Below are 23,338 nucleotides of genomic sequence, written 5' to 3'. Positions count from 1 at the left end.
TGGCGGCTCCGCAAGCTCCGCCGCTGTGCTGATTGGCGGCTCCGCAAGCTCCGCCGCTGTGCTGATTGGCGGCTCCGCAAGCTCCGCCGCTGTGCTGATTGGCGGCTCCGCAAGCTCCGCCGCTGTGCTGATTGGCGGCTCCGCAAGCTCCGCCGCTAGACTAGTGGTCGCGTCGCCGCCGTATGGGAGAGTTCCGGCCCCGCAAGGGAGTCGGACGCCGAAGGAGCAGCACCTCCCCGTCAATCTCTCAGGCACACGGACCGTACGGGCTTCGACGTCTCTGGAAAGCGGTGGATCATTCCACCCGCCCACGGGGAAAGGTGTGTTCGTCGCCGCGAACTATCCGAATCTCTCAGGCGACCACGACAGAGGGGGAGGGTTAGCGCCCTTCTGACCTGGAGACGTCGTGACCCGAAGCTTTGCTGATCGCCATATTGGACCGGACTCCGACGACCTCGCACGGATTCTCGGCGTGATCGGCGTCGAGTCGCTCGAAGCGATCGCGGAGAAGGCTCTCCCTGCGAGCATCCTCGACGGTAGTGGTCTGGATGTCCTGCCGCCCGCGATCTCCGAGCACGAAGTGCTGGCCGAGCTGGCCGCCCTCGCGGCGACCAACACAGTCGCGACCTCGATGATCGGACTGGGTTACTACGACACGTTGACGCCGCCCGTACTCGTTCGGGGGATTCTGGAGAATCCCGCCTGGTACACGGCGTACACGCCGTACCAGCCCGAAATCAGCCAGGGCAGGCTCGAAGCTCTCCTCAACTTCCAGACGATGGTCTCCGACCTGACGGGCATGGAGGTAGCGAACTCGTCGATGCTCGACGAAGCGACGGCAGCCGCCGAAGCAATGACACTGCTGCGCCGCGCGAACAAGTCGAAGTCGCCACGATTCCTCGTCGACAAAGACATTTTCCCGCAGACCTTGGCGGTCATCGCCACCCGCGCCGAGCCACTCGGCATCGAGGTGGTGTCCGCTGACCTCGGGGCAGGGCTGCCGGACGGTGAGTTCTTCGGGGTCCTCGCACAGGTTCCCGGCGCATCGGGACGCGTCGTCGACTGGACCGACCTCATCGCGAGCGCACACGAGCGCGGCGCACTCGTTGCGATCGGCGCCGACCTCCTCGCCCTGACACTCGTCACACCGCCGGGTGAAATCGGCGCCGACGCCTGCTTCGGCACCACTCAGCGCTTCGGCGTGCCGATGGGCTTCGGCGGACCACACGCCGGCTATCTGGCCGTCCGCAACAAACATGCGCGGCAGCTGCCGGGCCGACTTGTCGGTGTGTCGGTCGACGCTGACGGTGATCTTGCCTACAGGCTCGCACTCCAGACGCGTGAGCAGCACATCCGTCGCGAGAAGGCGACGTCCAACATCTGTACCGCGCAGGTGCTCCTCGCCATCTTGGCCGCGATGTACGCGAGCTATCACGGTGCCGATGGGCTGAAGGCCATTGCGCGACAAGTACATCGACGGGCGGAGGAGATCGCGGCCGCACTGGGCAGCGCGGTTGTGCACGAGTCCTTCTTCGATACCGTGCTCGTCGCTGTGCCCGGTCGCGCGGAGGGCATCGTCGCAGATGCGAGGTCACGTGGCATCAATCTTCACCTCGTGGACGCCGACCACGTCGGAATCTCGTGCGACGAGGCAACGACCGACGCGCACGTCGACGCTGTGCTTGCTGCGTTCGGTGCCGCACGTCAGGAACCCACGTTCGAGTCGATCGAGAACCGCACCTCCGACTACTTGACCCACCCGGCGTTCACGCGCCATCGCACCGAGACCTCGATGCTCCGATATCTTCGTGCGTTGTCCGACAAGGACATTGCGCTCGACCGCAGCATGATTCCGCTCGGGTCGTGCACCATGAAGCTCAACGCAACCGCTGAGATGGAGGCCATCACGTGGCCCGAGTTCTCGCGGATGCATCCATTCGCACCTGCCGATCAGGTCGCCGGACTGCGCAGCATGATCCAGGACCTCGAGACGTGGCTCGCGGCGATCACCGGCTACGACGCGGTCAGCCTGCAGCCGAACGCGGGTAGCCAGGGCGAATACGCTGGGCTGCTTGCGATCCGCCGCTACCACCTGAGTCGCGGGGACGATCACCGCGACATCTGCTTGATCCCGTCGAGCGCGCACGGCACCAACGCCGCGTCGGCGGTCATGGTCGGGTTGCGAGTCGAGGTCGTCAAATGCCGCCCGAACGGTGACGTCGATCTCGACGACCTGCGGGCCAAGATCGCCGACCACGCCGAGCGACTGGCCGCGATCATGATCACCTATCCATCGACGCACGGCGTGTACGAACACGAGGTCAGCGAACTGTGCGCCGCTGTGCACGACGCCGGCGGCCAGGTGTACGTCGACGGCGCCAACTTGAACGCTCTTGTCGGCCTTGCCCGCCCAGGAAAATTCGGCGGCGACGTCAGCCACCTCAACCTGCACAAGACGTTCTGCATCCCACACGGCGGCGGCGGACCGGGCGTCGGACCCGTTGCCGTTCGTTCACACTTGACCGAGTTCCTGCCCGGTCATCCACTCGCGCCGGAACTCGGTGACGAAGGCACCGTGTCGGCTGCGCCGTACGGCAGCGCGTCGATTCTGCCGATCACCTGGTCCTACATCCGCATGATGGGCGCCGACGGTCTACGGCGGGCAACCCTGACCGCGATCGCGTCTGCGAACTACATCGCCAGGCGTCTGGACGAGCACTTCCCGGTTCTGTACACGGGCGAGAACGGGATGGTTGCACACGAGTGCATCCTCGATCTGCGCGAGATCACGAAGCGTACCGGCGTGACCGTCGACGATGTTGCAAAGCGTCTGGCCGACTACGGCTTTCACGCTCCGACCATGAGCTTCCCGGTCGCCGGCACGCTGATGGTGGAGCCGACGGAAAGCGAGAACCTCGACGAGGTCGACGAGTTCTGCGAGGCGATGATCGCCATCCGTGCCGAGATCGACAAGGTCGGTGCTGGGGACTGGCCGGTCGACGACAATCCGCTCCGCGGTGCGCCGCACACGGCCGGATGCCTGGTCGCCGAGTGGAACCACCCGTATTCGCGTGAGACTGCAGTCTTTCCGCGCGGGAAGTCGCGCCCGAAGGTCTGGCCGGCGGTCCGGCGCATCGACGGTGCGCACGGTGATCGGAATCTGGTGTGCTCGTGCCCCCCGATCTCCGCGTTCAGCGGCATGTGACCGCGTTCAGCGGCATGTGACCGCGTTCAGCGGCATGTGACCGCGTTCAGCAGCAGCTAGCCGAGGAGTCGCTGGATCGCGCCGGCCAGCTCCGGGTCGTTTGCGCTGTTCACTCGGACGAACGACCCGCCGGTGCGTTGGGTGAGGTCCGGCAGTGTGTTGCTGCTGGACGGCTGGCCGATCGCAATGACGTCGATCCGGATGGGCTTGCCGGGATCTGTTGCCGCACCTAGGGTCTCGAGCAACCGCTGGCCGGTGACGGACGAATCGTCGTCGGGGCCGTCGGTGATGAGCAGGATCGAATTGGTCCGCCCCGGTACGAAGCCGGCTAGCGCGGCGCTGTAGGCGTCGATCAGGGTGGGGTAGGCCTGATCGCGCGCCGACGCAGCGGTGCGAAGGCCGCCGAGGGAGTCGTCGAGAACGCGTTTGCGTTCCGCGGCAAGCGGTTCGGTCCTGACCTCCACCCGGTATGGCTTGGTGCCGTCGAGATCCTTGCTGTAGGACCATAATCCGACGGCCGCTGTCTCCGGAGCGGTCGCCACGTAGTTGCGTAGTGCCGAGGTTGCGCCCGCCAACTTGTCGTCGCTACCCATCGACGACGAAACATCGAGCAGCACTGTCGAATTGGTGCCGAGTATCGGGTTCGCGACGATGTCCGCCAGTTGTCGACGCACCGAATCCGGCGCCGGATTCAGCGATCGCTCGACCTCGCCGACACGAAAGCCGCTGTCGGCCAGGATGTCGCGCTGATCCGGCTGCGAAGCGAAGTCGACGAACAGGTCTGCCGTACGATGCTGCGTTTCGTCCACCCAGGTGCCGGACAACGGGACGGCAAGGACTTCGGAAACGACCGTGGCACCGGTCGGTGTGTAGCCGGTGACTTTGCCACCGCTCGCCGCCTTCAGCTGCTGTTCGGTGGCGAAGACGGCGTGTATTTCACCGGTAGCGGGATCTGGTTGTGCGGTAAGTGAATCCAGTGCAGCTTTCGTAGAATCAGTTTTGGGTCCCCCGGCGGCAAGAGTGGACACAGCCGTCACGACGGGTGCCGACCGTACCGCCTCGTCGGAGAGCGGTCCGAAACCGGCGTTGGCCACGGCGGCGGCGACCGCCTCGGTGCCGATGTCCGTGGCCTCCGAGCCTGGACCGGTCGGCAGTGTCAGTCGCAGACCGCCCCAGCCGGCGAGTCCATAGGCAGACAGCGCGTTCTGGTCGCTTTGCAGCCGCGGCAGATCGCCCCAACCGACGTTGCCGCTCTGCAGGGCATCGGCGAGTTGTTGCGGGACAGCGAGTCTGACGGGGCTGGACGCCAGCGGCTTGGGTGTGCCGTCGACGATCGTGCCGGCGAGCGTGGGTAACGAACCGGCGGTCTGGGCGAGCCACAGGCCGGGGCGCGCGCCGAGTGTCCCTTCGTCCCAGTTCCCGGTCGTCAACGCTTCCTGCACAAGCTGTGACGCCTTCGCCTCGACCTGCACCGTCGCACAGTGATCCCGGACGACCGGCGCGGTGTCGTTGTATCGCTGCGCGATCGTCCGAACCTGCGGCGCGACGGAAGGGTCGGCTGTGACCGTAAGGACGGAATCGCCCTCGACGCACGTGGCAGCAGCGTCGCTACCGCGATCGTCGGCGGCGTCGCGCACCTTGAACCAGCCGAAGGCGAGGAGGACGACGACTACTACGGCGACCACCGCGATGATCGGGCCCTTGCTGACCCCTCGGACGCGCTTCTCGCGGCGATGTTGCCCGGATTCATCCGACGAGGTCACGCCGCAAGGTTACCGATATCGTCGTCGAATATGACAACGCGCTCGAATCAGGTCGCCATCGTTACCGGAGCGGGATCAGGGCTCGGCCGGGCCATCGCACGTACCCTGCTCGACGCGGATTTCCGTGTCGCGCTCGCAGGGCGGCGCGTGGACCCGCTCGTCGAGACTGCGGGTTCCCGTCCGAATTCGCTTGTGGTACAAGCGGATGTGACGAAAGCCGACGAGGTCTCCGCACTGTTCGACCGGGTCGTCGACGAGTGGGGCCGCGTCGACGTTCTCGTCAACAACGCGGGAACCTTCGGCCCGACCGGGACAATCGACGAGATCGACCCCGCAGCCTGGGCGGACACCGTCGCCGTGAATCTCACGGGTTCCTTCCTGTGTGCCGCGGCCGCGTTTCGCGTGATGAAGGCGCAGAGCCCGCGCGGTGGGCGAATCATCAACAACGGCTCGATATCGGCGCAGGTGCCGCGGCCTGGATCTGCTGCCTACACCGCGACGAAACATGCCATCACGGGGTTGACGAAGTCCTTGTCTCTCGACGGGCGCGCGTTCGACATTGCTTGTGGGCAGATCGATATCGGCAACGCGGCGACGGAGATGACCAGTGGCTTCGCGACCGGTGCGCGCCAGGCAGACGGGTCGGTGCGGCAGGAGCCGACGTTCGACGCCGCGCACGCCGCCGAGGCTGTCTTGTACATGGCGTCGCTGCCGCTCGCTGCGAACGTGCAGTTTCTGACGATCACGGCGACCACCATGCCGTTCATCGGCAGGGGATAGCCGAAAGGCCTGCACCCAATTCGGGTGCAGGCCTTTCGAAACAGCTGGGTGTCAGGCGTTCGCTGCTTTGAACTCGCGACGACGCCGGTGCAGGATCGGCTCGGTGTAGCCGTTCGGCTGCTTGGTGCCCTCGAGGATCAGCTCCTTCGCCGCCTGGAAGGCTATGTTGGTGTCGAAATCCGGCGCGAGCGGACGGTAGGTCGGATCCTTCTCGTTCTGGCGGTCGACCACCGGTGCCATGCGCTTCAGGCTCTCGACCACCTCGTCCTCGGTGACAATGCCGTGGCGCAGCCAGTTGGCGACGAGCTGGCTCGAAATCCGCAGCGTTGCACGGTCTTCCATGAGCGACACGTCGTTGATGTCGGGCACCTTGGAGCAGCCGACGCCGTGATCGATCCAGCGGACGACGTAGCCCAGGATCGACTGCGAGTTGTTGTCGAGCTCGTTCTGCTTGTCTTCTGTCGACCAGTTCGTGTCGGCGGCGAGCGGGATCGTCAGGATGTCGTCGACCGTCGCGCGCTTGGTCTTGGCGATCTCTTCCTGCCGCTCGAAGACGTTGACCTTGTGATAGTGCAACGCATGCAGGGTTGCGGCCGTCGGCGACGGGACCCAGGCAGTGTTGGCGCCCGCTTTCGGGTGGGCAATCTTCTGCTCGAGCATGTCGGCCATGAGGTCGGGCATCGCCCACATACCTTTGCCGATCTGCGCCTTGCCTTCGAGACCGTCCGCGAGACCGGTATCGACGTTCCAATCCTCGTAGGACAGGATCCACTGCTGCTTCTTCATCTCGCCCTTACGCACGACCGGACCCGCCTCCATGGAGGTGTGGATCTCGTCGCCGGTGCGGTCGAGGAAGCCCGTGTTGATGAACACCACGCGCGCCTCGGCGGCCTTGATACAGGCGGAGAGGTTTACAGTCGTGCGGCGTTCCTCGTCCATGATGCCGACCTTGAGGGTGTTGCGCTCGAGACCGAGCACGTCCTCGATGCGACCGAAGAGCTCGTTGGTGAACGCAACTTCCTCGGGGCCGTGCATCTTCGGCTTCACGATGTAGAGCGAGCCGGTGCGGCTGTTGCTCAGTGCCGCGGTGCCGTTGAGGCTGTGGACGCCGATGAGGGACGTGAATATGCCATCGAGGATGCCCTCGGGGATGTCGTTGCCCTCGGAATCGAGGATCGCGTCGCTCGTCATGAGGTGCCCGACGTTGCGGACGAACAGCAGCGATCGACCGTGCAGCGTCAACTCGCTGCCGTCGAGTGCGGTGTAGACGCGGTCGGGGTTCATCACGCGGGTGAAGGTCTTACCGCCCTTGGAGACTTCCTCCGCCAGGTCGCCCTTCATCAGACCGAGCCAGTTGCGGTAGCAGACGACCTTGTCGTCGGCGTCGACGGCGGCAACCGAATCCTCGAAGTCCATGATCGTCGTGACAGCGGACTCGAGCAGGAGATCCTTGATGCCTGCCGGATCGGTGGCGCCGATCGGTGACTCGGGATCGATCTCGATCTCGATGTGCAAACCGTTGTGCTTCAACAGGATCGACGTCGGGGAGACCGGGTCACCGCTGTAGCCGGCGAGTTCGGAGTTGTCCTTCAACGCGGTGATACTGCCGTTGGCAAGCGTGACGAGGAGCTTTCCGTCGGAGATCGTGTAGCTCGTGGTTCCAACGTGGGAGCCCGAGACCAATGGAGCTGACTCGTCGAGGAACTTGCGTGCGAACTCGATGACCTTGTCGCCGCGAGCCTTGTTGTACTCCCTGCCCGGCGCCAAATCACCCTCTTGGGAGATTGCGTCGGTGCCGTAGAGCGCGTCGTAGAGCGAACCCCATCGGGCGTTCGCGGCGTTGATGGCGAAGCGCGCGTTCATGACAGGGACGACGAGCTGCGGACCGGCCGTCGTCGTGATCTCCTCGTCGACGTTCGCGGTGCTGATGGCGAACTTCGCGGGCTCTTCGAGCAGGTAACCGATCTCCTGGAGAAACGCCTTGTAGGCAGCGCGGTCGTAGCCGGTGCCGGGGTGCTCCGAATGCCACGCGTCGAGTTTGCCCTGGATTTCGTCGCGCTTGGCGAGCAGTTCGCGGTTGCGCGGTGCGAGATCGGCGATGAGCTGCTCGGCGCCTTCCCAGAACGCGTCGGCGTCTACGCCGGTGCCCGGCAGCGCCTCGTTCTGCACGAAGTCATACAGCACCTTCGCGACCTGAAGACCACCGACCTGAACGCGCTCCGTCATGAACTGCCTCACTTTTGCCTGATTATGGACACCTGATCCTACCCGGCGGTAACAGTGGCCAGTTTTCGAACTCTGCTGCCGGGGCGAGCCCACCCGTCAACGTCTGTTGCGCGGGGTGTATTCCGCACGGTCGGCAGAAGTGCGAGCCTGCGGGTCGCTGTAATTTCGACGGCGGTTGTTCTTCCGAACTTCGTGTTTCTTGTCGGTGGGCAGTGGTTGTCTTGTGATCGCGGTCGCGGCCCGTGGCCGGCACGGCTCATGATTCGGAGGACAACGACATGCCAACACGTGACGAGGCCTGGTCGCAGGGAACACCCTGTTGGGTCGATTGTCAGGTCGACGACACTGCCAAGGCCCGCGCTTACTACTCGGCGCTTCTGGGCTGGGACGTGCAGGATTCGCCGCCCGAGGCGGGCGGCTATCTGACGGCCTCGCTGAGCGGAAAGCCTGCCGCCGGTATCGGCGAGAAGTCGGCAGACATGGAAATGCCGTCGGTGTGGACTACCTACTTCGCCGCAGACAGCGCTGACGAGGTGGCCGAAAAGATCACCGGCGCGGGTGGCCAGGTTGTCATCCCGGCGTTCGATGTGATGGACGTCGGCAGGATGCTCATCGCGACCGATCCGACGGGCGCGACGTTCGGAGTCTGGGAAGCCAAGTCCCACAAGGGCGCCGGCGTTTTCAACGAGAACGGCGCCTACTGCTGGAACGAGTTGCACACCGGCGACTACGGCGCGGCCAAGGACTTCTACTCGGCGGTCTTCGGCTACACCTACACAGAGGTCGGCGACGGCGTCGACTTCTCCTATACAACCTTCACGCTCCCAGGCGGCTCCGACAGTGTCGGTGGAATTTTCGACGACACGATGTTGCCTGCGGAAGTCCCGGCGAACTGGTTGACCTGGTTCCAGAGCGACGACATCGACGCCTCGCTCGCGAAGGCGACCGAACTGGGTTCGACCGTCATAATGGGTCCGGACGACAGCCCGTTCGGCAGGATGCTCGTGCTGGCGGGTCAGCAGGGTGAGGTGTTCGGTCTGATCGACCCGAGCACAACGGTCGGCGAGCCGCCAGCGGAAAGCTAGGACTTGGTTCGTGGTGGGACTGATGGACGCGGCAGTCCCACACCGCTCGCGTTGCCGCCGATCCACGCGCCTTCGAGCAACGAGACGCAGTGTTCCACAATCTCTTCCCGCGACGCCCGAATGGAGCCGGACAGCCACGACGAAAAGATTGCGCTGAGACCGCCTGCGAGGCCGACCGACGTCAGAGTGCGCTTCGTCTTTCCGGCCGATGTCGGCAGTTGATGGCGAATGAGCCTGGTGAAGGCGGGCACCTGAGCGATGGTTATGCCGCTCAACGCCGGATCCGAGAACGGTTCGACCAGCAGCAACCGCGCCTTGCGGGGGTGTTCGACGACGAAGTCGACGATGATTTCGATTGTCGCGCGGGCTATTTCGTCTGGTTTGCCGTCGAGGTTCGCGACGGCCGCGGCAAGCGCCTCGTGTACCTCGTTGGCAACGCCTGCGAACATGCCGACGATCAGCTCGTCGCGGCTGTCGAAGCTTTCGTAGAAGTAGCGTGCCGTCAGTTCGGTTCGGCGGCAGAGCGCACGGACCGTGACAGCGGTGGAGCCTTCCTCGCCGATGATGTCGAAGGCGGCGTTCACGAGCGCCGCTCGGCGGAGTGACTTTCGCTCGACGAGCGTGGTTCCCGGCCTCGACCGCGCGGCACCGCCGCGGTGCGCCGATTTCGCACGGGTCACGCTGGCCTTCTTCCTGTACTGCTTCGTGCTCCTGCACTGTGTTTGTGTTCGTCGCACTTTATCTGCGCGCGACGGAGGTAGTTCCCCTATGCGGAATTCGGAGTGATCTGGATCACATGTAGGGCCGTTGACTACGGGTGTTCTCAATCCTACGGTGATCACACGTGTAGTCAATGAAGTCTGTATCCAAACGTGGAGGTCCGAAGTGCCGCAGAAGGTCTACGTAGTCGGCGTCGGTATGACGAAGTTCGAGAAACCGGGCAGTAAGGATTGGGATTACCCCGACATGGCACTCGAGTCGGGCACGCGTGCGCTCGAGGATGCGGGAATCAGCTTCGACGAGGTCGAACAGGGATACGTCGGCTACGTCTACGGCGAGTCGACCTCAGGTCAGCGTGCACTCTACGAACTCGGCATGACCGGTATTCCTATCGTCAACGTCAACAACAACTGTTCGACCGGGTCGACAGCTCTTTACCTTGCCGCCCAGGCGATTCGCGGCGGTCTCGCGGACTGCACGATCGCGCTCGGCTTCGAGAAGATGCAGCCTGGCTCGCTCGGCGCGACGTACGACGACCGTGAACAGCCGATGGCGAAGCATCTGATGGCGCTCGCCGAGATCTCGGAGGTGTTGTTCCCGCCCGCGCCGTGGATGTTCGGCGCCGCCGGTCGCGAGCATATGAAGGCCTACGGGACCACGGCCGAGCACTTCGCCAAGATCGGTTACAAGAACCACAAGCACTCCGTGAACAACCCGTACTCGCAATTCCGTGACGAGTATTCGCTGGAGGACATCCTGGGTTCGCGGATGATCTACGACCCCCTCACCAAACTGCAATGTTCGCCGACCTCCGACGGTTCGGGTGCAGCGATTCTTGCCAGCGAGGCGTTCGTCGACAAGCACAATTTGGCCGGTCAGGCGGTCGAGATCGTCGGGCAGGCGATGACGACAGACTTCCGGTCGACGTTCGACGGCACCTGCAAGAACCTGGTCGGCTATGACATGAATGTGCAAGCGGCGCAGAAGGTCTACGACCAGGCCGGCCTCGGTGCCGACGACTTCCAGGTGATCGAGCTGCACGACTGCTTCTCGGCCAACGAACTCCTCCTCTACGAAGCCCTTGGCCTGTGCGGGGAGGGCGAAGCCGGAAAGTTGATCGACAACAACGAGACGACCTACGGCGGCAAATGGGTCGTCAATCCGTCCGGCGGGTTGATCTCCAAGGGTCATCCGCTAGGGGCGACCGGGTTGGCGCAATGCGCCGAGCTCACCTGGCAGCTGCGTGGCACCGCCGACAAGCGTCAGGTCGACAACGTGACCGCTGCCCTGCAACACAACATCGGCCTGGGCGGGGCAGTGGTAGTCACCGCCTACCAGCGCGCAGAACGTTAACCATCGAAAACCTAAGGAGCGCAAGACAATGGGATCCATCGAAGCAACGCGTGAACTTCCGGTCAAGCCCGAAGCGCTGTGGGCGACAGTGTCCGACACCTCCACATGGGACAAGTGGTTCACCATTCACGACCGTTGGATGGAGGAGCCGCCCGCGACGCTGTCCGAGGGCTCCAAGCTGGTCGCAAAGATCGTCATGCTCGGGATGGCGAACAAGATCGAATGGACCGTGCTGAAGGTCGACGCCCCGACCTCGCTGACGTTGGCAGGAACCGGTATGGCGGGTGTCAAATGCGAGTTCAACTTCACCATCGAGCCCGCAGGTGAGGGCTCCAAGTTCACCGTCTCCGGCGATTTCGAAGGCGCTCTGCTCAAGGGTGCGCTGGCCAAAGCGGTCGAGAAGGACGGCGCGAAGCAGCTCGACACGACACTCGAGCAGTTGACGGAACTCGCGGCAGCGGCGTCCTGATATGAGCGATCTCGAATTCGACGACAACGGCCTGGGCGTCTGGGCCGACGAAGAGCGGTTCGAGGTGACGCGCGAGCGCATCGTCGCATACGCGGAGGCGACGAACGACCCGATCGAGGCACACCTGCGGGGTGACGTCGCGCCACCGGTGTTCGGCATCGTGCCGGTGTTCGAATCGTTGATGACGCCGACGATCGAAGTTGTTCCGATCCAACTGATTCCGCGAGTTGTGCACGGCGAGCAGGACTTCCACTTTCACCGGCCGATCAGGCCGGGGGACAAGCTCGTCTCGCGGGCGAAGATGACCGGCTACGAGGGCTTGGAGAAGGGCACGCGTGCCGCGGTCTACATCGAATGCCGCACGGAGGACGGCGAACTGGTGAACGAGCAGTACGTCACCTGCTTCTTCCGTGGGCACAATGCAGGCAAAGCGGTCGGCGAATTGACGCCGGAGCACAAGTTCGATGCGAGCCTGCAGGATTCGGCCCCGGTCGCGAAGGTAAGCCAGCACGTCGATCTCGACCAGACGTATCGGTACTCGCCCGCATCGGGTGATCCGATGCCGATCCACCTCGACGACGAGATCGCCAAGAGCGCTGGATTGCCCGGCATCATCGCGCACGGTTTGTGCACGATGGCCTTCACGTCGTGGGCGGTGCTGACGGAGGTCGGCGGCTCGGACGTCGGCAGGCTCACCCGCTTTGCGGTGCGCTTCTCGAAGATGGTGATCCCGGGTGACGACCTCGAAACCCGCATCTACCGAAAGGGTTCGGCGAACGGCATCACGTCGTACGGCTTCGAAACCGCGCGCGGCGACGACTTCGTCATCACAGACGGTTTGGCAGAAATCAGAGACTGACCCCGTGCGCGCAGCGAGTCCCTGGACTCGCTGACCGCGCACAGGCGACCGAAGGGAGCAGTTATATGGGTTCACTGGACGGACGGGTTGCCGTCATCACCGGCGCGGGCCGCGGCATCGGCCGCGAGCATGCGCTGCTTTTCGCCGGCGAGGGAGCGGCCGTCGTCGTCAACGACCTCGGTGGAAGCAACACCGGTGAGGGCGCCGATACCGGTCCCGCGCAGGAGGTCGCAAACGAGATCGTCGCGGCCGGCGGGCGTGCTGTTGCCAACACGGACAACGTGGCGACCTGGGACGGTGCGAAAAATCTTGTCGATCAGGCTGTTTCGGAGTTCGGGCAGCTCGACATCGTGATCAACAATGCAGGCATCCTGCGTGACAGCTTCATCGCCGGGCTCGACGAGTCGCAGTGGGACGCGGTCATCGCGGTGCACCTGAAGGGGCACGCGGCCGTTTTGCACCACGCGGCTGCGTACTGGAAGGCACAGAGCAAGGCGGGGAATCAGCCCAACGCCGCCGTGGTGAACACGGCGTCTGCTTCGGGCGTGACGCTGCCAAATGCCGGACAGGCGAACTACGGCGCCGCCAAGGCGGGCATCGCGGCGCTGACGCTCGTCGCCGCGGACGAGCTGGAGCGCTACGGGGTCCGGGTCAACGCTATCGCGCCGATCGCGCGAACCCGGCTCACGCTCGCGACGCCCGGCATGGACGTGCTGTTCGCCCAGGAAGTCGAGGAGGGCGAGTTCGACGCCTTCAGCCCGGCCAACATCTCACCGCTCGTCGCCTACCTCGCAACCGAGAAGTGCCCGATCACCGGCAAGGTCTTCGCCGTCCAGGGCGGCGCCATCTCCGAGCTCGGCGGCTGGCACGACGTGCGGACCATCGAAACCGATGGCCCCTGGTTGATCGATGACATCGCAAACCGCCTCCCTTGAGAGAAGACTCGAACCATGTATGAATGGTCTGAAACCGATCTGCTGATCCAGGACGCCATCCGCCAGTTCGTCGACGCGGAAGTCCGCCCGCACGTCGAGGCGCTGGAAAGCGGCGAGATGAAGCCGTACCCGATCATCCGAAAGCTGTTCGCGGCTTTCGGTATCGATCAGATGGCTCGCGAGTCCATCGAGAAGATGCTCGCCAAGGAAGAGGAGCGCGAGGCTGCAGGCCCCGACGCCTCGGGCGATTCCAAGAAGGGTAAGAAGCAAGGCGGATCGCTGCTCGGCGGGCAGGAGGGGATGGGGCTCATCCTCGTCAAGGAGCTCTGCGCGGTCAGTATGGGACTGTGTGCGGCGATCGGCGTGAGCCTGGGCCTCGGCGCAACGACGATCATGGCCCGCGGCACGCTCGCGCAGAAGAAGCGGTGGCTGCCCGAGCTCGCAACCTTCGAGAAGGTAGCGGCGTGGGCGTTGACCGAACCGGATTCCGGTTCGGATGCGTTCGGCGGCATGAAGACCTACGTCCGGCGCGACGGCGAGGACTACATCCTCAACGGCCAGAAGACCTTCATCACCAACGGACCGGACGCGGATGTCATCGTCGTCTACGCGAAGCTCGACGAGGGCGACGGCGCCGACAAGCGCAACCGGAAGGTGCTGACCTTCGTGCTCGATTCGGGCATGGAAGGGCTGACTCAGCCGAAGGCGTTCAAGAAGATGGGGATGAACTCGTCCCCGACCGGCGAGCTGTTCTTCGACAACGTGCGGGTCGGCAAGGACCGGCTGCTCGGCGAGACCGAGAATCACGAGGGTGGCGACGGCCGCGACAGTGCCAAGTCCGGATTCGTCATGGAGCGCATGGGGGTTGCGGCGATGGCGCTCGGCGTTATCGAAGAGTGCCTGCGCGTCTGTACGGCCTACGCGAAGAACCGCAAGCTGTGGGGTCAGCCGATCAGCGATTTCCAGCTGATCCAGTTGAAGCTCGCAAAGATGGAGTTGGCGCGAGTTCAGGTGCAGAACATGGTGTTCCGTGGCATCGACATGGCACGCGACGGCAAGACACCGAGTCTGGCCGAGGCCTCGGCGGTCAAGTGGTACACGTCGGAAGCCGCGACCGATGTCGCGATGGAGGCTGTACAACTCCTCGGCGGGAACGGGTACATGCGGGAGTATCACGTCGAACAACTGGCCCGCGATGCCAAGTCCCTGATGATCTACGCGGGCAGCAACGAGGTGCAGATCACCCATGTCGCCAAGGGATTGCTGGCCTGATGACCGACGGTGACGAGCAGCCTCCGTTCACCGACATCATGAACTCGGCACTCGAGTTCACGATCCCCGCGGCGCACAGGATGGGCGTGAAAGCCCTCGATGTGCGTCGCGGGTTCGCCGCGACGTCGGTACCGATCGAGGGCAACGGGAATCACTTCGGTGTCATGTATGCCGGCGTGCTGTTCACCGTGGCGGAACTGCTGGGCGGCGCCATTTCGATCGCGTCATTCGACAACGCCGAGTATTACCCACTTGTGAAAGACATCCAGATCACGTTCAAACGACCCGCCAAAACAGACGTCACAGCGGACGCGTCACTCAGCGACGACGAAATCACCCGCATCACGGCGGAAGCGGCGGCGAACGGGAAGTGCGACTTCGTCCTGGAATCGGTCGTCACCGACAGCGCCGGTGAGACCGTTGCGACTACGAAGGGGCTGTATCAGCTTCGCGCGCACGGTCGCTGACCTGAACCTCGGGTGCGCGCCACGCGACTACGGCGGCTCCGGCCAGAATCAGCGCATAGGACCAGACATACAGGTTCACGAGGATGTCCCAGGAGACCCAGGTCGGCGGGAACAGGTAGAGGCCGACGACCAGCCGGTTCAGTGGCCACTGGTAGGCCCATGAGCCGGCAATGGCGAACAGCACGATAGGTCCCGTCCACCACCAGAGGTTGGCGACCGCTCGATGAATGAACCAGATGGTCAGCGGCACGAACCACACCCAGTGGTGACTCCAGGAGAAGGGCGAGAGGATCGAGGCGGTCATGCCTGCGAGCGTGACCGCCAGCAACGTTTCGCCACGACGATGCAGGCGAACGACAACCAACATGCTGACGATCGCAATGACAGCGTCGAGCAACAGCCACACCCAGGTCGGTGCGGGGGCCAGGGTGAGGCGGGTGATCGCGCCCTTGAGTGACTGATTGGACGCATGGAAAGCGTCGCCGATCCGGGTGGAGTCGAAGAACGTCTTGGTCCAGTACTGCCACGAGTCGGACGGGAGGATCAGCGCACTGACCCCCACGGTCGCCACGATCGTCAGTGCGGCGACCATCGCAGCGCGCCATTGCCGCAACGCCAGGAAATAGAGCACGAAGTAGGCCGGGGTGAGTTTGATTCCCGCCGCGATTCCCACCCCGACGCCTTTGATTCGGCTTCCGTCCGGTCGCGCTGTGTCCCACAGAATCAGCAGCATCAAGACCAGGTTGATCTGACCGAAGAACAGAGTCGTGCGGACCGGCTCGAGAAAGCCGGATGCGACGGCGAGCAGCGTGGACAGGGCGAGCACGTACGGAGTGATTCGGTAGCCCAGAATCCGCCAGCACAGAGTGATGATGGTGACCAGTAGAAAGAAGTTGAACCCCATCCAGATGTATTCGCCCACGGTGCCGTTGAGCAGGGCGAACGGAACGAACATCAAGGTGGAGAAAGGCGTGTAGGTGTAGAGGAGTTCGTGGGTGAGGGGCTCGGTGTAGAGCGGCAGCCCGTCGAGGACGTGCTGTGCGCCGTCACGATAGACATCGAGATCGATGCCACCCATGAACAGACCCGCACCCGGCAGCCAAGGATCGACCGTCGTGAACAACAGAACGCCGGCGAGGAGCGAGAACGCGACGATCGGAATTGCGTTCCGGGGGCTTCGGAGCGGTTCATCGCCGCGAGCGGCAAGTCGCCGGGGCCTCGACACCTCCGCAGTACTTCGGCCCATTTCTCCCCCAGGAATTCGATACGTCGGCTCACGATATCCAACGGAGCCGATGTGATTCGCCTTCAGTTCGGATTTTCGGCCGTGCGTGTCGTAGCTGTAGTCGTGTCGGCCAGAAGTTCTCGGCAACGGGTGAACAGGCCGGCTCGCAGGTCTGCGCCACGCGCAGCGATGGCGGTTTGCGCGCGCGCATACTCGGCGCGGCCGGCGGACGTCTCGATGCGCACGGGGGAGTAGCCGTACTCCGTCAGGTCGTACGGGCTCGCGCGCATGTCGAGTTCACGTGCGTCCAAGGCCAATCGGAAGCAGTCGAGGGTGAACTCCGAATCGATGAACGGCGTCAGTTTGAAACACCACTTGTAGAGGTCCATCGTCGCGTGGAGGCAGCCTGGTTGCTCGCGTTGGACCTGATGTTCACGCGTGAGGACCTCGACGTTGCGGGGTAGCGCCGCAGGCGTGAAGAAACGGAATGCGTCGTAATGTGTGCAGCGCAAAGACATCGACTCGACGACGGCATCGGTTCCGTCGTGTCCGAGCCGGAGTGCAACGTTCGAGTGCCTGACCTCCTCGGACTTGTAGACCATCGCCCATTCGTGGAGGCCGAAGCAGGACAGGTTCGCGGGCCGCGCGGCCGTGAGTTCCAATAACCGAGCGGTGAACTCCACCGCGCTTCGGCGGCGTTCCAGAAACGCGGGATCGGCGGTGGCGCCCTCGTCGGTACGGCAGTAGCCGCGGAAGCCCGGGTACTCGTCTGCATTCTCGAGGACCACGCCGAAACCGGGATGCCAGCGCAGCAACTGTGCCGGCCTGTGGCTGTAGTAGGTGAACAGGAAATCGATGACCGGATGTTTCTTACCGTCGGCGTGCCGCTGGACATGCGGACCGATGAGCGCGGACACGCTTTCCCGGTGGCGCTCGCGGCGTACCCGCCACTCGGATTCCGGCAGGACCTGCACGGTTCAGCGGTCCTCGCGTGGCACCGCGTTACCGGTTCCCGGTTCGACATCGGTACCGCGGTGCGTGCCGTCGCGAACGGTGCCGACAAATTCCTCGACCAGGTCCTCGAGTGCGACGATCCCGACGGTCTGGCCCTGCCCGTCGACCACGCGACCGAGGTGGCTGCTCACTCTGCGCAGCCTGCCTAGTGCCTCGTACAGCGGAGCACGGAGGTTGACGGTCGGCAGGGTCCGGATGCCGCTGCGCGGAATGATCGTGTCGGGTCCGGCCTGGTCGTCGGCGACCTCGTGCAGGACGTCCTTGAGGTGGATGTAGCCCGCGAGCGAACCGTCGGACGCGCGAACGGGATAGCGCGAGTAACCCGTTTCCACGACCGCGAGCTCGATCTCGCCGAGCGTCGTGCCGCCGCCGATCAGCGGCACCGAGCGGGCCTTGTCGAGCGGAATCAGCACGTCGGCAACGGTCCGTCCGGTCGTTTCGAGTGCCTGCGTCAGACGGCGGTGCTCCTCGGCGTCGAGCAGCCCCTCGGAGCGCGATTCGCCGATCACCTCCGCGAGTTCGATCGCCGAGACGGTTGCGTCGAGTTCGTCCTTCGGCTCGATCCGCAGAATCCGGAGCGTCAGGTTCGCGCAGAGGTTGTAGAACGCGATCAACGGACGCGCGATCCGCAACCAAGCGAGGTGAGTCGGCACGAGCAGCAATGCCGAGCGCTCCGGTCCCGCCAGCGCGATGTTCTTGGGGACCATCTCGCCGAGCAGGATGTGCAGCACCACAACCAGGGCGAGGGCGATCGTGAAGGCGATCGGATGCAGCAGTCCCTCAGGGACGTTCGCCCAGTCCAGCGGTCGTTCGATCAGGTGCGCGATAGCAGGTTCGCCGACCCGGCCGAGCAGGATCGAACAGATCGTGATGCCCAGCTGCGCAGCCGCGAGCATCAGCGACAAGTTCTCGCCCGCTTTGATGACGGTCGTCGCGCGTCGTTTGCCCTGTGCCTCCATCGCTTCGAGACGGTCGCGGCGCGCGGAGATGAGCGCGAACTCGGCGCCGACGAAAAATGCGTTGGCCAGCAGGAGAAGGACAGTAAGTCCGACACCGATGAAGTTACTCATCCGCGTCATCCCCCTTCACCAGCACCGAAGTGGGGACCGGGGTGAGGAGGACCCGATCGATTCGGCGACCGTCCATCCGTTCGACCCGCGCGACCCAGGTGCCGTGGTGCGGACGCCCGTTGTCGGTACCGATTCGCGGCAGCTCGACCTCGTCGCCCGAGGTCGGGATCCGCCCGAGTTGCGTCAGCACGAGCCCGCCGAGCGTGTCGTATTCGCCTTCGGGCGCGCGATACCCGGTCGCGCTGGAGACCTCGTCGATGCGCAGCAGGCCCGAGCAACTCCAGCCGTCGCCGATCCGTGCGACGTCGAGGCTCTGCTCGTCGTGCTCGTCACGAACATCTCCCAGGATTTCTTCGATGAGGTCTTCGAGCGTGATCAATCCCGCTGTGCCGCCGTATTCGTCGACGACGAGAGCCATCTGCATGCCGTCGGACCGAACTCGTTCGAGCACTTCGTCGCCGTCGAGACTGGCCGGAACTATCGGCACCAGCCGGGCAATGGAGTCCAGTGTCGTCGTCTTGCGCTTGGCTGCCGGGACCGTGAAGGCATGCTTGAAGTGCACGACGCCGATGTTGTTGTCGAGGTCGCCGTCGACGATCGGAAACCGCGAGAAACCGGTTCGCGCCGCGGCAGCGATGAGGTCGGCGACGGTATCTGTCGTCTCCAGCGTGACGATCTTGACTCGCGGTGTCATCAGTTCTTCCGCGCTGCGCTCGCCGAATTGCAGTGAGCGGTCCACCAATTGGGCGGTGCGCTGATCGAGGGCGCCCTTCTTGGCAGAGGTTCGGACGAGGGAGCCGAGTTCCTGCGGGGAACGCGCGGAGCGCAACTCCTCGGCGGGTTCGATCCCGAGGCGTCGCACAATCCAGTTCGCCGTGCTGTTGAGGAAATTGATCGCCCATTTGAACGTCGTCGAGAACATCGACTGGGCACCGGCGGTGAAGCGTGCCGTCGACAACGGTTTCGAGATCGCGATGTTCTTCGGCACGAGCTCGCCGTAGACCATCGACAACGACGTTGCGAGCACCAGCGCGATCGCCAGCGCGATGCCGCTGCCGACGGACTCGGAAACTCCGAACGCCGCGAACAGCGGCGAAATCAAGCGTGCGAGAACAGGTTCAGCGATGTAACCCGTGATCAGCGTCGTGATCGTGATGCCGAGTTGGGCGCCCGACAACTGAAACGACAGTGTGCGGTGCGCCTTCTGTACCTGTCGGGCCGGCAGGTCGCCGACGTCGCGAGCGTGCGCGTCCACCGTGCTTCGTTCCAGCGCGGTCAACGAGAATTCGGCAGCGACGAAGAGTGCCGTGCCCAATGTCAAGGCGATGAAGCCGACCAGGCTGAGAATCGTGATTGCTATGTTCATCGGCTATCGCCGCCTGGCGGGGGAGGTCGGGTGGTGCTCGCCGGGTTTCTCTCCCGGCTCCGTAGAGGAGCCCTCCGATGTCGAGCCCTCGTCACTGCGCTCGCCCCCGGAGGCAACTGCACCGGATGATCCTGTGGCGCATCCATCGGGTGCCTCAGGCACCTGGTTTCCTTTCGTAGGGAGACTCGAGAGCAATCATCTTACTAGGAATCTGGCTCGGGTCCGCTCACCAACCGGCCGGAAGCGGCCTGCCTTCCGCGAAGCCCGCGGCCGACTGGATGCCGACCAGTGCCTTTTCGTGCAGTTGGGGCAGGGTCCGCGCACCGGCGTAGGTGCACGTACTCCGCACTCCGGAACAGATATGGTCGAGCAGATCTTCGACGCTAGGACAATCCGGGTCGACGCGCATCTTGGAGCTCGATATACCTTCTTCGAACAGCGCTTTGCGGGCACGATCGAAACCGCTGTCGGACGCGGTCCGCGCGGCGACCGCGCGCTTGGACGCCATGCCGAAGCTCTCCTTGTAGGCATTGCCTTCGCGGTCGACGCGCAGGTCGCCGGGGGATTCGTAGGTCCCGGCGAACCACGACCCGATCATCACGTTCGACGCCCCTGCGGCGAGTGCCAGAGCCACGTCGCGCGGGTGCCGCACGCCACCGTCGGCCCACACGTGGGCGCCGACCTCCCGTGCGGCGGCGGCGCATTCGGCGACCGCAGAGAATTGGGGTCTGCCGACGCCGGTCATCATGCGGGTGGTGCACATGGCGCCCGGTCCTACGCCGACCTTCACGATGTCGGCGCCCGCGGCGACCAGATCCCGGGTACCTTCCGCGGATACGACGTTGCCCGCTACGAGCGGTATTCCCAGTTCGAGGGCGCGGATCGCACTCAGGGCGTCGAGCATCTTCTGCTGGTGACCGTGTGCGGTGTCGATGACGAGCACGTCGGCTCCCGCGGCGGCAAGGCCCTTCGCCTTGGCTGCAACGTCGCCGTTGATCCCGACGGCTGCGGCGACGCGCAGCTTGCCGTTGCTGTCCACCGCGGGACTGTAGATTCCGGCGCGCACCGCAGCCGTCCGGGTGACGACGCCCGCGAGGGTGCCGTCGGCGTGGCAGAGAATCGCTAGCCCGAGGTGGCTGGTTTCGAGCAGTTCGAACAGGGCGCGCGGCGACGCGTCGACCGAATCCTTGACGAAATCGGTTGTCGCGACGGCACGTAACCGGGCGAACCGGTCGACGTCGGCGAACGCAGATTCGGTGACGACGCCGACCGGCATGTCGTTGTCCACGACAACGACGGCACCGTGCGCGCGTTTGTGGAGCAGCGCGATCGCGTCCGACACCGAATCATCGGGGCGCAGGGTGACGGGTGTGTCGGCGACCAGGTGCCTGCTTTTCACGAAACTCACCGTCCGCGCGACCGCGTCGATCGGCAGGTCCTGCGGCAGTACGACCAGCCCGCCGCGCCGCGCAACGGTCTCGGCCATCCGCCGTCCAGCCACGGCGGTCATGTTCGCCACGACGATCGGAATCGTAGTACCCGAACCGTCGACGGTGGCCAGGTTCACGTCGAACCGCGACGTGACGTCGGTTCGGTTGGGAACGAGGAAAACGTCGTCGTAGGTCAGGTCGTACGGCGGGGCATGGCCCGTAAGGAACTGCACGCCTTCGAATTCTACGGGGTTGTCTCGACTGGACTAGTGGGCAGCAACCGCCTCGGCTTTTCCTTGCGACCTCGAGAGGGCAACGGTCGCCACGACGGCGATCGCGACAGCTACGACCGTGGCGGCGATTCCCACGTCGCTCGTGTCCAGGCGCTCATCGAGCACGCTCATGCCGATGAACACGGCGCCGAGGGGTTCGGCGACCGTCACCGCAGGTAGGGAAGCCGCGATATCGCCGACCTGAAACGCCTTCTGCTGCAGATACACCCCGGTTGCGCCGGCACCGACGAGGGCGTAGGTCTGCCAGCTCGACAGTAGTGCGGCGGGACCGTCGCCGACGAGGTCCGTGACGTACTTGGTGACAGCAGCTGCGAGACCGTACAGCAGGCCGCTGGCGACGCCGAGCGACAGTGCCTTCCACTGCCGGTCGACCGGCGCGAATCCGACCGCGGTCGCGATGGCAACGACGGTCAGCAGCAGGGTCAGTGGTATCGCCCACTCGTGCAGGGGTGCATCGGAGTTTCCCTCGGTCGGGTTGCCGATCACGAGAAACGCCGCGAGCGCAATCGTGAGCGCGCCCGCCAGCACCCATGACCGTGGCGTCACCCGCCTACCCGAGTACCGAGTAGCAAGTGGCAACGCGAAGACGAGCGCGACGACGAGTAGCGGTGCCACGACGAGGACCGAACCCAGTGCGAGGGCCAGCACCTGCATTGCGTAGCCACCGCCGTCGCCGACCAGTCCCGCCCACCAGCGCGGACTGCGCAGCAGACTGGTCACGAGTGGTGCGTCGTCGGGTACCTCCGCTGCGGCACTCTGTTGCGCGACGGCGGCGCAAGCGAAGAGAAATGCGGCGATGAGCGCGCACACGATCGAGGCTATGGGGAGTCCTGACACTCGAACAGTGTGCGCCGAGCTCAGAGTCCGTGGAACAACCTGTTCAATTCGACGAGCCATGGGACCGCTACGGCGATCGTAGGAACAACGAGAATCGTGGCTGCGGCGACGTACGCCGCGATGTCTATCCGCAGGTCTGCGCCGGGTCCGCTGAGGCGCTGCACCCGAATCAGCGTCGTCGCACCGCCTGCTGCCAGGGCGCCCGAAGGTGCGGCGGATTGCGCGCATGCGACGAGGGCGCGCGCGAGCGGGCGGCGGCCGGCGACCTTGACCGCCGAATCGTCGGCAAGAAGTTCGACGAGCAAAGTGACGGAACCGAGCGCGGATCCACTACGGACGAACCGCGGGAACGCCTCGTTCACCGCGGTGAAAGCCTCGAGCACCAGATCGTGCCGGGCGCGAAGATGGGAGCGTTCGTGACTGAGGACGGCGGCGATCTCGGAGTCCGAAAGGCTCGCGAACGTGCCCTCGCTCAGCACGACGCGCCGGCGAATTCCTGGAAGGCAATATGCGATCGGCTCGGCTGCATCGAGGACGCGGATGTCCGCTGCGGTTTTGGAACGGTCGCTGCGATCGAGCAGGTCGACCAACCTGCGATGACGGGCCCGCCGCCGCCGTGTCCGCACGCCGACTCGCAGCACCGAGACCATCAGGCGGGCACCGATGAAGAGCGTGATCAAGAAGACGACGACGTAGGTGAGCCACAGCGTGAAGCCGAGCGCGTCGATTTCTTTCGTGGGTGACGTGGTCGGCCGACCGTCGGGGCCGGGGACCAGGAGTTGGCTCGCAATGGCCAAGCCTGATCCGAATGCCGAGAGCACTGCCGCCAAGGCGATCGCCTGCCACAGGACCATGGCCGCGCGGGGTGCGCGAAATGGCCACCGGGCCCTGGCCAGCAATGCTGGAGCAGGACCCGCTAGCGCCAATGCTAGGACGGCGAATGCCACGGCGGTCGTGTTCATCGGTGTG

19 protein-coding genes and 1 riboswitch are annotated in these 23,338 nt (G+C 64.6%); of the genes, 9 read left to right on the top strand and 10 right to left on the bottom strand.

Translation table 11 applies throughout. From position 1 onward, the window contains the following. Positions 1-173 precede the first annotated feature (173 nt). A riboswitch (glycine riboswitch) is annotated at positions 174-273 on the top strand. Positions 274-406: 133 nt separating this feature from the next. After that, a complete protein-coding gene (gcvP, locus tag JGU72_RS27885; protein ID WP_199687545.1) occupies positions 407-3,205 on the top strand; it encodes an aminomethyl-transferring glycine dehydrogenase in 2,799 nt (932 codons plus the stop codon). A gap of 56 nt (positions 3,206-3,261) precedes the next feature. Here the strand turns inward: gcvP and JGU72_RS27880 are convergent, their stop codons facing one another. Then, a complete protein-coding gene (locus JGU72_RS27880; RefSeq protein WP_199687544.1) occupies positions 3,262-4,968 on the bottom strand; it encodes a substrate-binding domain-containing protein in 1,707 nt (568 codons plus the stop codon). 30 nt (positions 4,969-4,998) lie between these two features. Here JGU72_RS27880 and JGU72_RS27875 point away from each other — a divergent pair, with 30 nt between their 5' ends. Then, a complete protein-coding gene (locus JGU72_RS27875) occupies positions 4,999-5,748 on the top strand; it encodes an SDR family oxidoreductase (RefSeq protein WP_199687543.1) in 750 nt (249 codons plus the stop codon). 51 nt (positions 5,749-5,799) lie between these two features. Here JGU72_RS27875 and JGU72_RS27870 read toward each other — a convergent pair whose 3' ends face one another. After that, positions 5,800-7,974 (bottom strand): malate synthase G, encoded by a 2,175-nt coding sequence (locus JGU72_RS27870; RefSeq protein WP_199687542.1) that lies wholly within the window; start codon positions 7,972-7,974, stop codon positions 5,800-5,802. Between the two features lie 278 nt (positions 7,975-8,252). On the opposite strand from JGU72_RS27870, the gene JGU72_RS27865 reads away from it, so the two are divergent. Then, positions 8,253-9,059, top strand: a complete 807-nt coding sequence (locus JGU72_RS27865) for a VOC family protein (protein ID WP_199687541.1) — start codon at positions 8,253-8,255, stop codon at positions 9,057-9,059. Here the strand turns inward: JGU72_RS27865 and JGU72_RS27860 are convergent. Then, complete coding sequence (locus JGU72_RS27860; protein ID WP_199687540.1) at positions 9,056-9,739, bottom strand: TetR/AcrR family transcriptional regulator; 684 nt, start codon at positions 9,737-9,739, stop codon at positions 9,056-9,058. The genes JGU72_RS27865 and JGU72_RS27860 overlap by 4 nt on opposite strands. Before the next feature lie 205 nt (positions 9,740-9,944). On the opposite strand from JGU72_RS27860, the gene JGU72_RS27855 reads away from it, so the two are divergent. The 6 genes from JGU72_RS27855 (at position 9,945) to JGU72_RS27830 (ending at position 15,134) form a co-directional block, all read left to right on the top strand. Next, positions 9,945-11,132: a lipid-transfer protein gene (locus tag JGU72_RS27855; protein WP_199687539.1), complete on the top strand. Its 1,188-nt coding sequence runs from the start codon at positions 9,945-9,947 to the stop codon at positions 11,130-11,132. A gap of 28 nt (positions 11,133-11,160) precedes the next feature. Further along, complete coding sequence (locus tag JGU72_RS27850; RefSeq protein WP_199687538.1) at positions 11,161-11,601, top strand: type II toxin-antitoxin system Rv0910 family toxin; 441 nt, start codon at positions 11,161-11,163, stop codon at positions 11,599-11,601. A 1-nt stretch (position 11,602) separates the two neighbouring features. Then, positions 11,603-12,460, top strand: a complete 858-nt coding sequence (locus JGU72_RS27845; protein WP_199687537.1) for a MaoC/PaaZ C-terminal domain-containing protein — start codon at positions 11,603-11,605, stop codon at positions 12,458-12,460. Positions 12,461-12,525: 65 nt separating this feature from the next. Continuing rightward, positions 12,526-13,395 carry an SDR family oxidoreductase gene (locus JGU72_RS27840; RefSeq protein WP_199687536.1) on the top strand — a complete coding sequence of 290 codons (870 nt, stop codon included), beginning with the start codon at positions 12,526-12,528 and terminating at the stop codon, positions 13,393-13,395. A gap of 15 nt (positions 13,396-13,410) precedes the next feature. Next, positions 13,411-14,667: an acyl-CoA dehydrogenase family protein gene (locus JGU72_RS27835; RefSeq protein ID WP_199687535.1), complete on the top strand. Its 1,257-nt coding sequence runs from the start codon at positions 13,411-13,413 to the stop codon at positions 14,665-14,667. After that, on the top strand, positions 14,667-15,134 hold the full coding sequence (locus tag JGU72_RS27830) for a YiiD C-terminal domain-containing protein (RefSeq protein ID WP_199687534.1): 468 nt from the start codon (positions 14,667-14,669) through the stop codon (positions 15,132-15,134). The genes JGU72_RS27835 and JGU72_RS27830 overlap by 1 nt, the downstream gene beginning before the upstream one ends. Here the strand turns inward: JGU72_RS27830 and JGU72_RS27825 are convergent. From JGU72_RS27825 to JGU72_RS27795, 7 genes are all read right to left on the bottom strand, one after another. Next, positions 15,094-16,359 (bottom strand): glycosyltransferase 87 family protein, encoded by a 1,266-nt coding sequence (locus JGU72_RS27825; protein WP_307828631.1) that lies wholly within the window; start codon positions 16,357-16,359, stop codon positions 15,094-15,096. The two genes, JGU72_RS27830 and JGU72_RS27825, sit on opposite strands and share 41 nt — an antisense overlap. A gap of 83 nt (positions 16,360-16,442) precedes the next feature. After that, the gene (locus JGU72_RS27820; RefSeq protein ID WP_199687532.1) at positions 16,443-17,333 is read right to left on the bottom strand and encodes a 3-methyladenine DNA glycosylase; all 891 of its coding nucleotides are present in this window, start codon (positions 17,331-17,333) and stop codon (positions 16,443-16,445) included. Between the two features lie 3 nt (positions 17,334-17,336). Beyond that, a complete protein-coding gene (locus JGU72_RS27815; RefSeq protein WP_199687531.1) occupies positions 17,337-18,443 on the bottom strand; it encodes a hemolysin family protein in 1,107 nt (368 codons plus the stop codon). After that, positions 18,436-19,809 carry a hemolysin family protein gene (locus JGU72_RS27810; RefSeq protein ID WP_199687530.1) on the bottom strand — a complete coding sequence of 458 codons (1,374 nt, stop codon included), beginning with the start codon at positions 19,807-19,809 and terminating at the stop codon, positions 18,436-18,438. Before JGU72_RS27810 ends, JGU72_RS27815 begins: the two co-directional genes overlap by 8 nt. Positions 19,810-20,035: 226 nt before the next feature. Further along, entirely contained in the window at positions 20,036-21,472 is a 1,437-nt protein-coding gene (gene guaB1 / locus JGU72_RS27805; RefSeq protein ID WP_199687529.1) for a GMP reductase, read from the bottom strand. Positions 21,473-21,505: 33 nt separating this feature from the next. After that, the gene (locus JGU72_RS27800; RefSeq protein ID WP_307828630.1) at positions 21,506-22,369 is read right to left on the bottom strand and encodes a DMT family transporter; all 864 of its coding nucleotides are present in this window, start codon (positions 22,367-22,369) and stop codon (positions 21,506-21,508) included. Positions 22,370-22,389: 20 nt separating this feature from the next. Beyond that, positions 22,390-23,331, bottom strand: coding sequence for a M56 family metallopeptidase (locus JGU72_RS27795; RefSeq protein ID WP_199687527.1), 942 nt, complete (start codon positions 23,329-23,331; stop codon positions 22,390-22,392). Positions 23,332-23,338: the final 7 nt, after the last annotated feature.

The organism is Antrihabitans auranticaus, from assembly GCF_016481275.1.
In the GTDB taxonomy this organism is placed as follows: domain Bacteria; phylum Actinomycetota; class Actinomycetes; order Mycobacteriales; family Mycobacteriaceae; genus Antrihabitans.
The sequence above is the reverse complement of the archived record's forward strand: the minus strand, read 5'-3'. Positions and strand labels throughout refer to the sequence as shown.

Coding starts and splice junctions, on each gene's coding strand:
- JGU72_RS27875 (WP_199687543.1), top strand. CDS start 4,999: ATGACAACGCGCTCGAATCAGGTCGCCATCGTTACCGGAGCGGGATCA.
- JGU72_RS27870 (WP_199687542.1), bottom strand. CDS start 7,974: ATGACGGAGCGCGTTCAGGTCGGTGGTCTTCAGGTCGCGAAGGTGCTG.
- JGU72_RS27865 (WP_199687541.1), top strand. CDS start 8,253: ATGCCAACACGTGACGAGGCCTGGTCGCAGGGAACACCCTGTTGGGTC.
- JGU72_RS27850 (WP_199687538.1), top strand. CDS start 11,161: ATGGGATCCATCGAAGCAACGCGTGAACTTCCGGTCAAGCCCGAAGCG.
- JGU72_RS27845 (WP_199687537.1), top strand. CDS start 11,603: ATGAGCGATCTCGAATTCGACGACAACGGCCTGGGCGTCTGGGCCGAC.
- JGU72_RS27840 (WP_199687536.1), top strand. CDS start 12,526: ATGGGTTCACTGGACGGACGGGTTGCCGTCATCACCGGCGCGGGCCGC.
- JGU72_RS27835 (WP_199687535.1), top strand. CDS start 13,411: ATGTATGAATGGTCTGAAACCGATCTGCTGATCCAGGACGCCATCCGC.
- JGU72_RS27830 (WP_199687534.1), top strand. CDS start 14,667: ATGACCGACGGTGACGAGCAGCCTCCGTTCACCGACATCATGAACTCG.
- JGU72_RS27815 (WP_199687531.1), bottom strand. CDS start 18,443: ATGAGTAACTTCATCGGTGTCGGACTTACTGTCCTTCTCCTGCTGGCC.
- JGU72_RS27810 (WP_199687530.1), bottom strand. CDS start 19,809: ATGAACATAGCAATCACGATTCTCAGCCTGGTCGGCTTCATCGCCTTG.
- JGU72_RS27795 (WP_199687527.1), bottom strand. CDS start 23,331: ATGAACACGACCGCCGTGGCATTCGCCGTCCTAGCATTGGCGCTAGCG.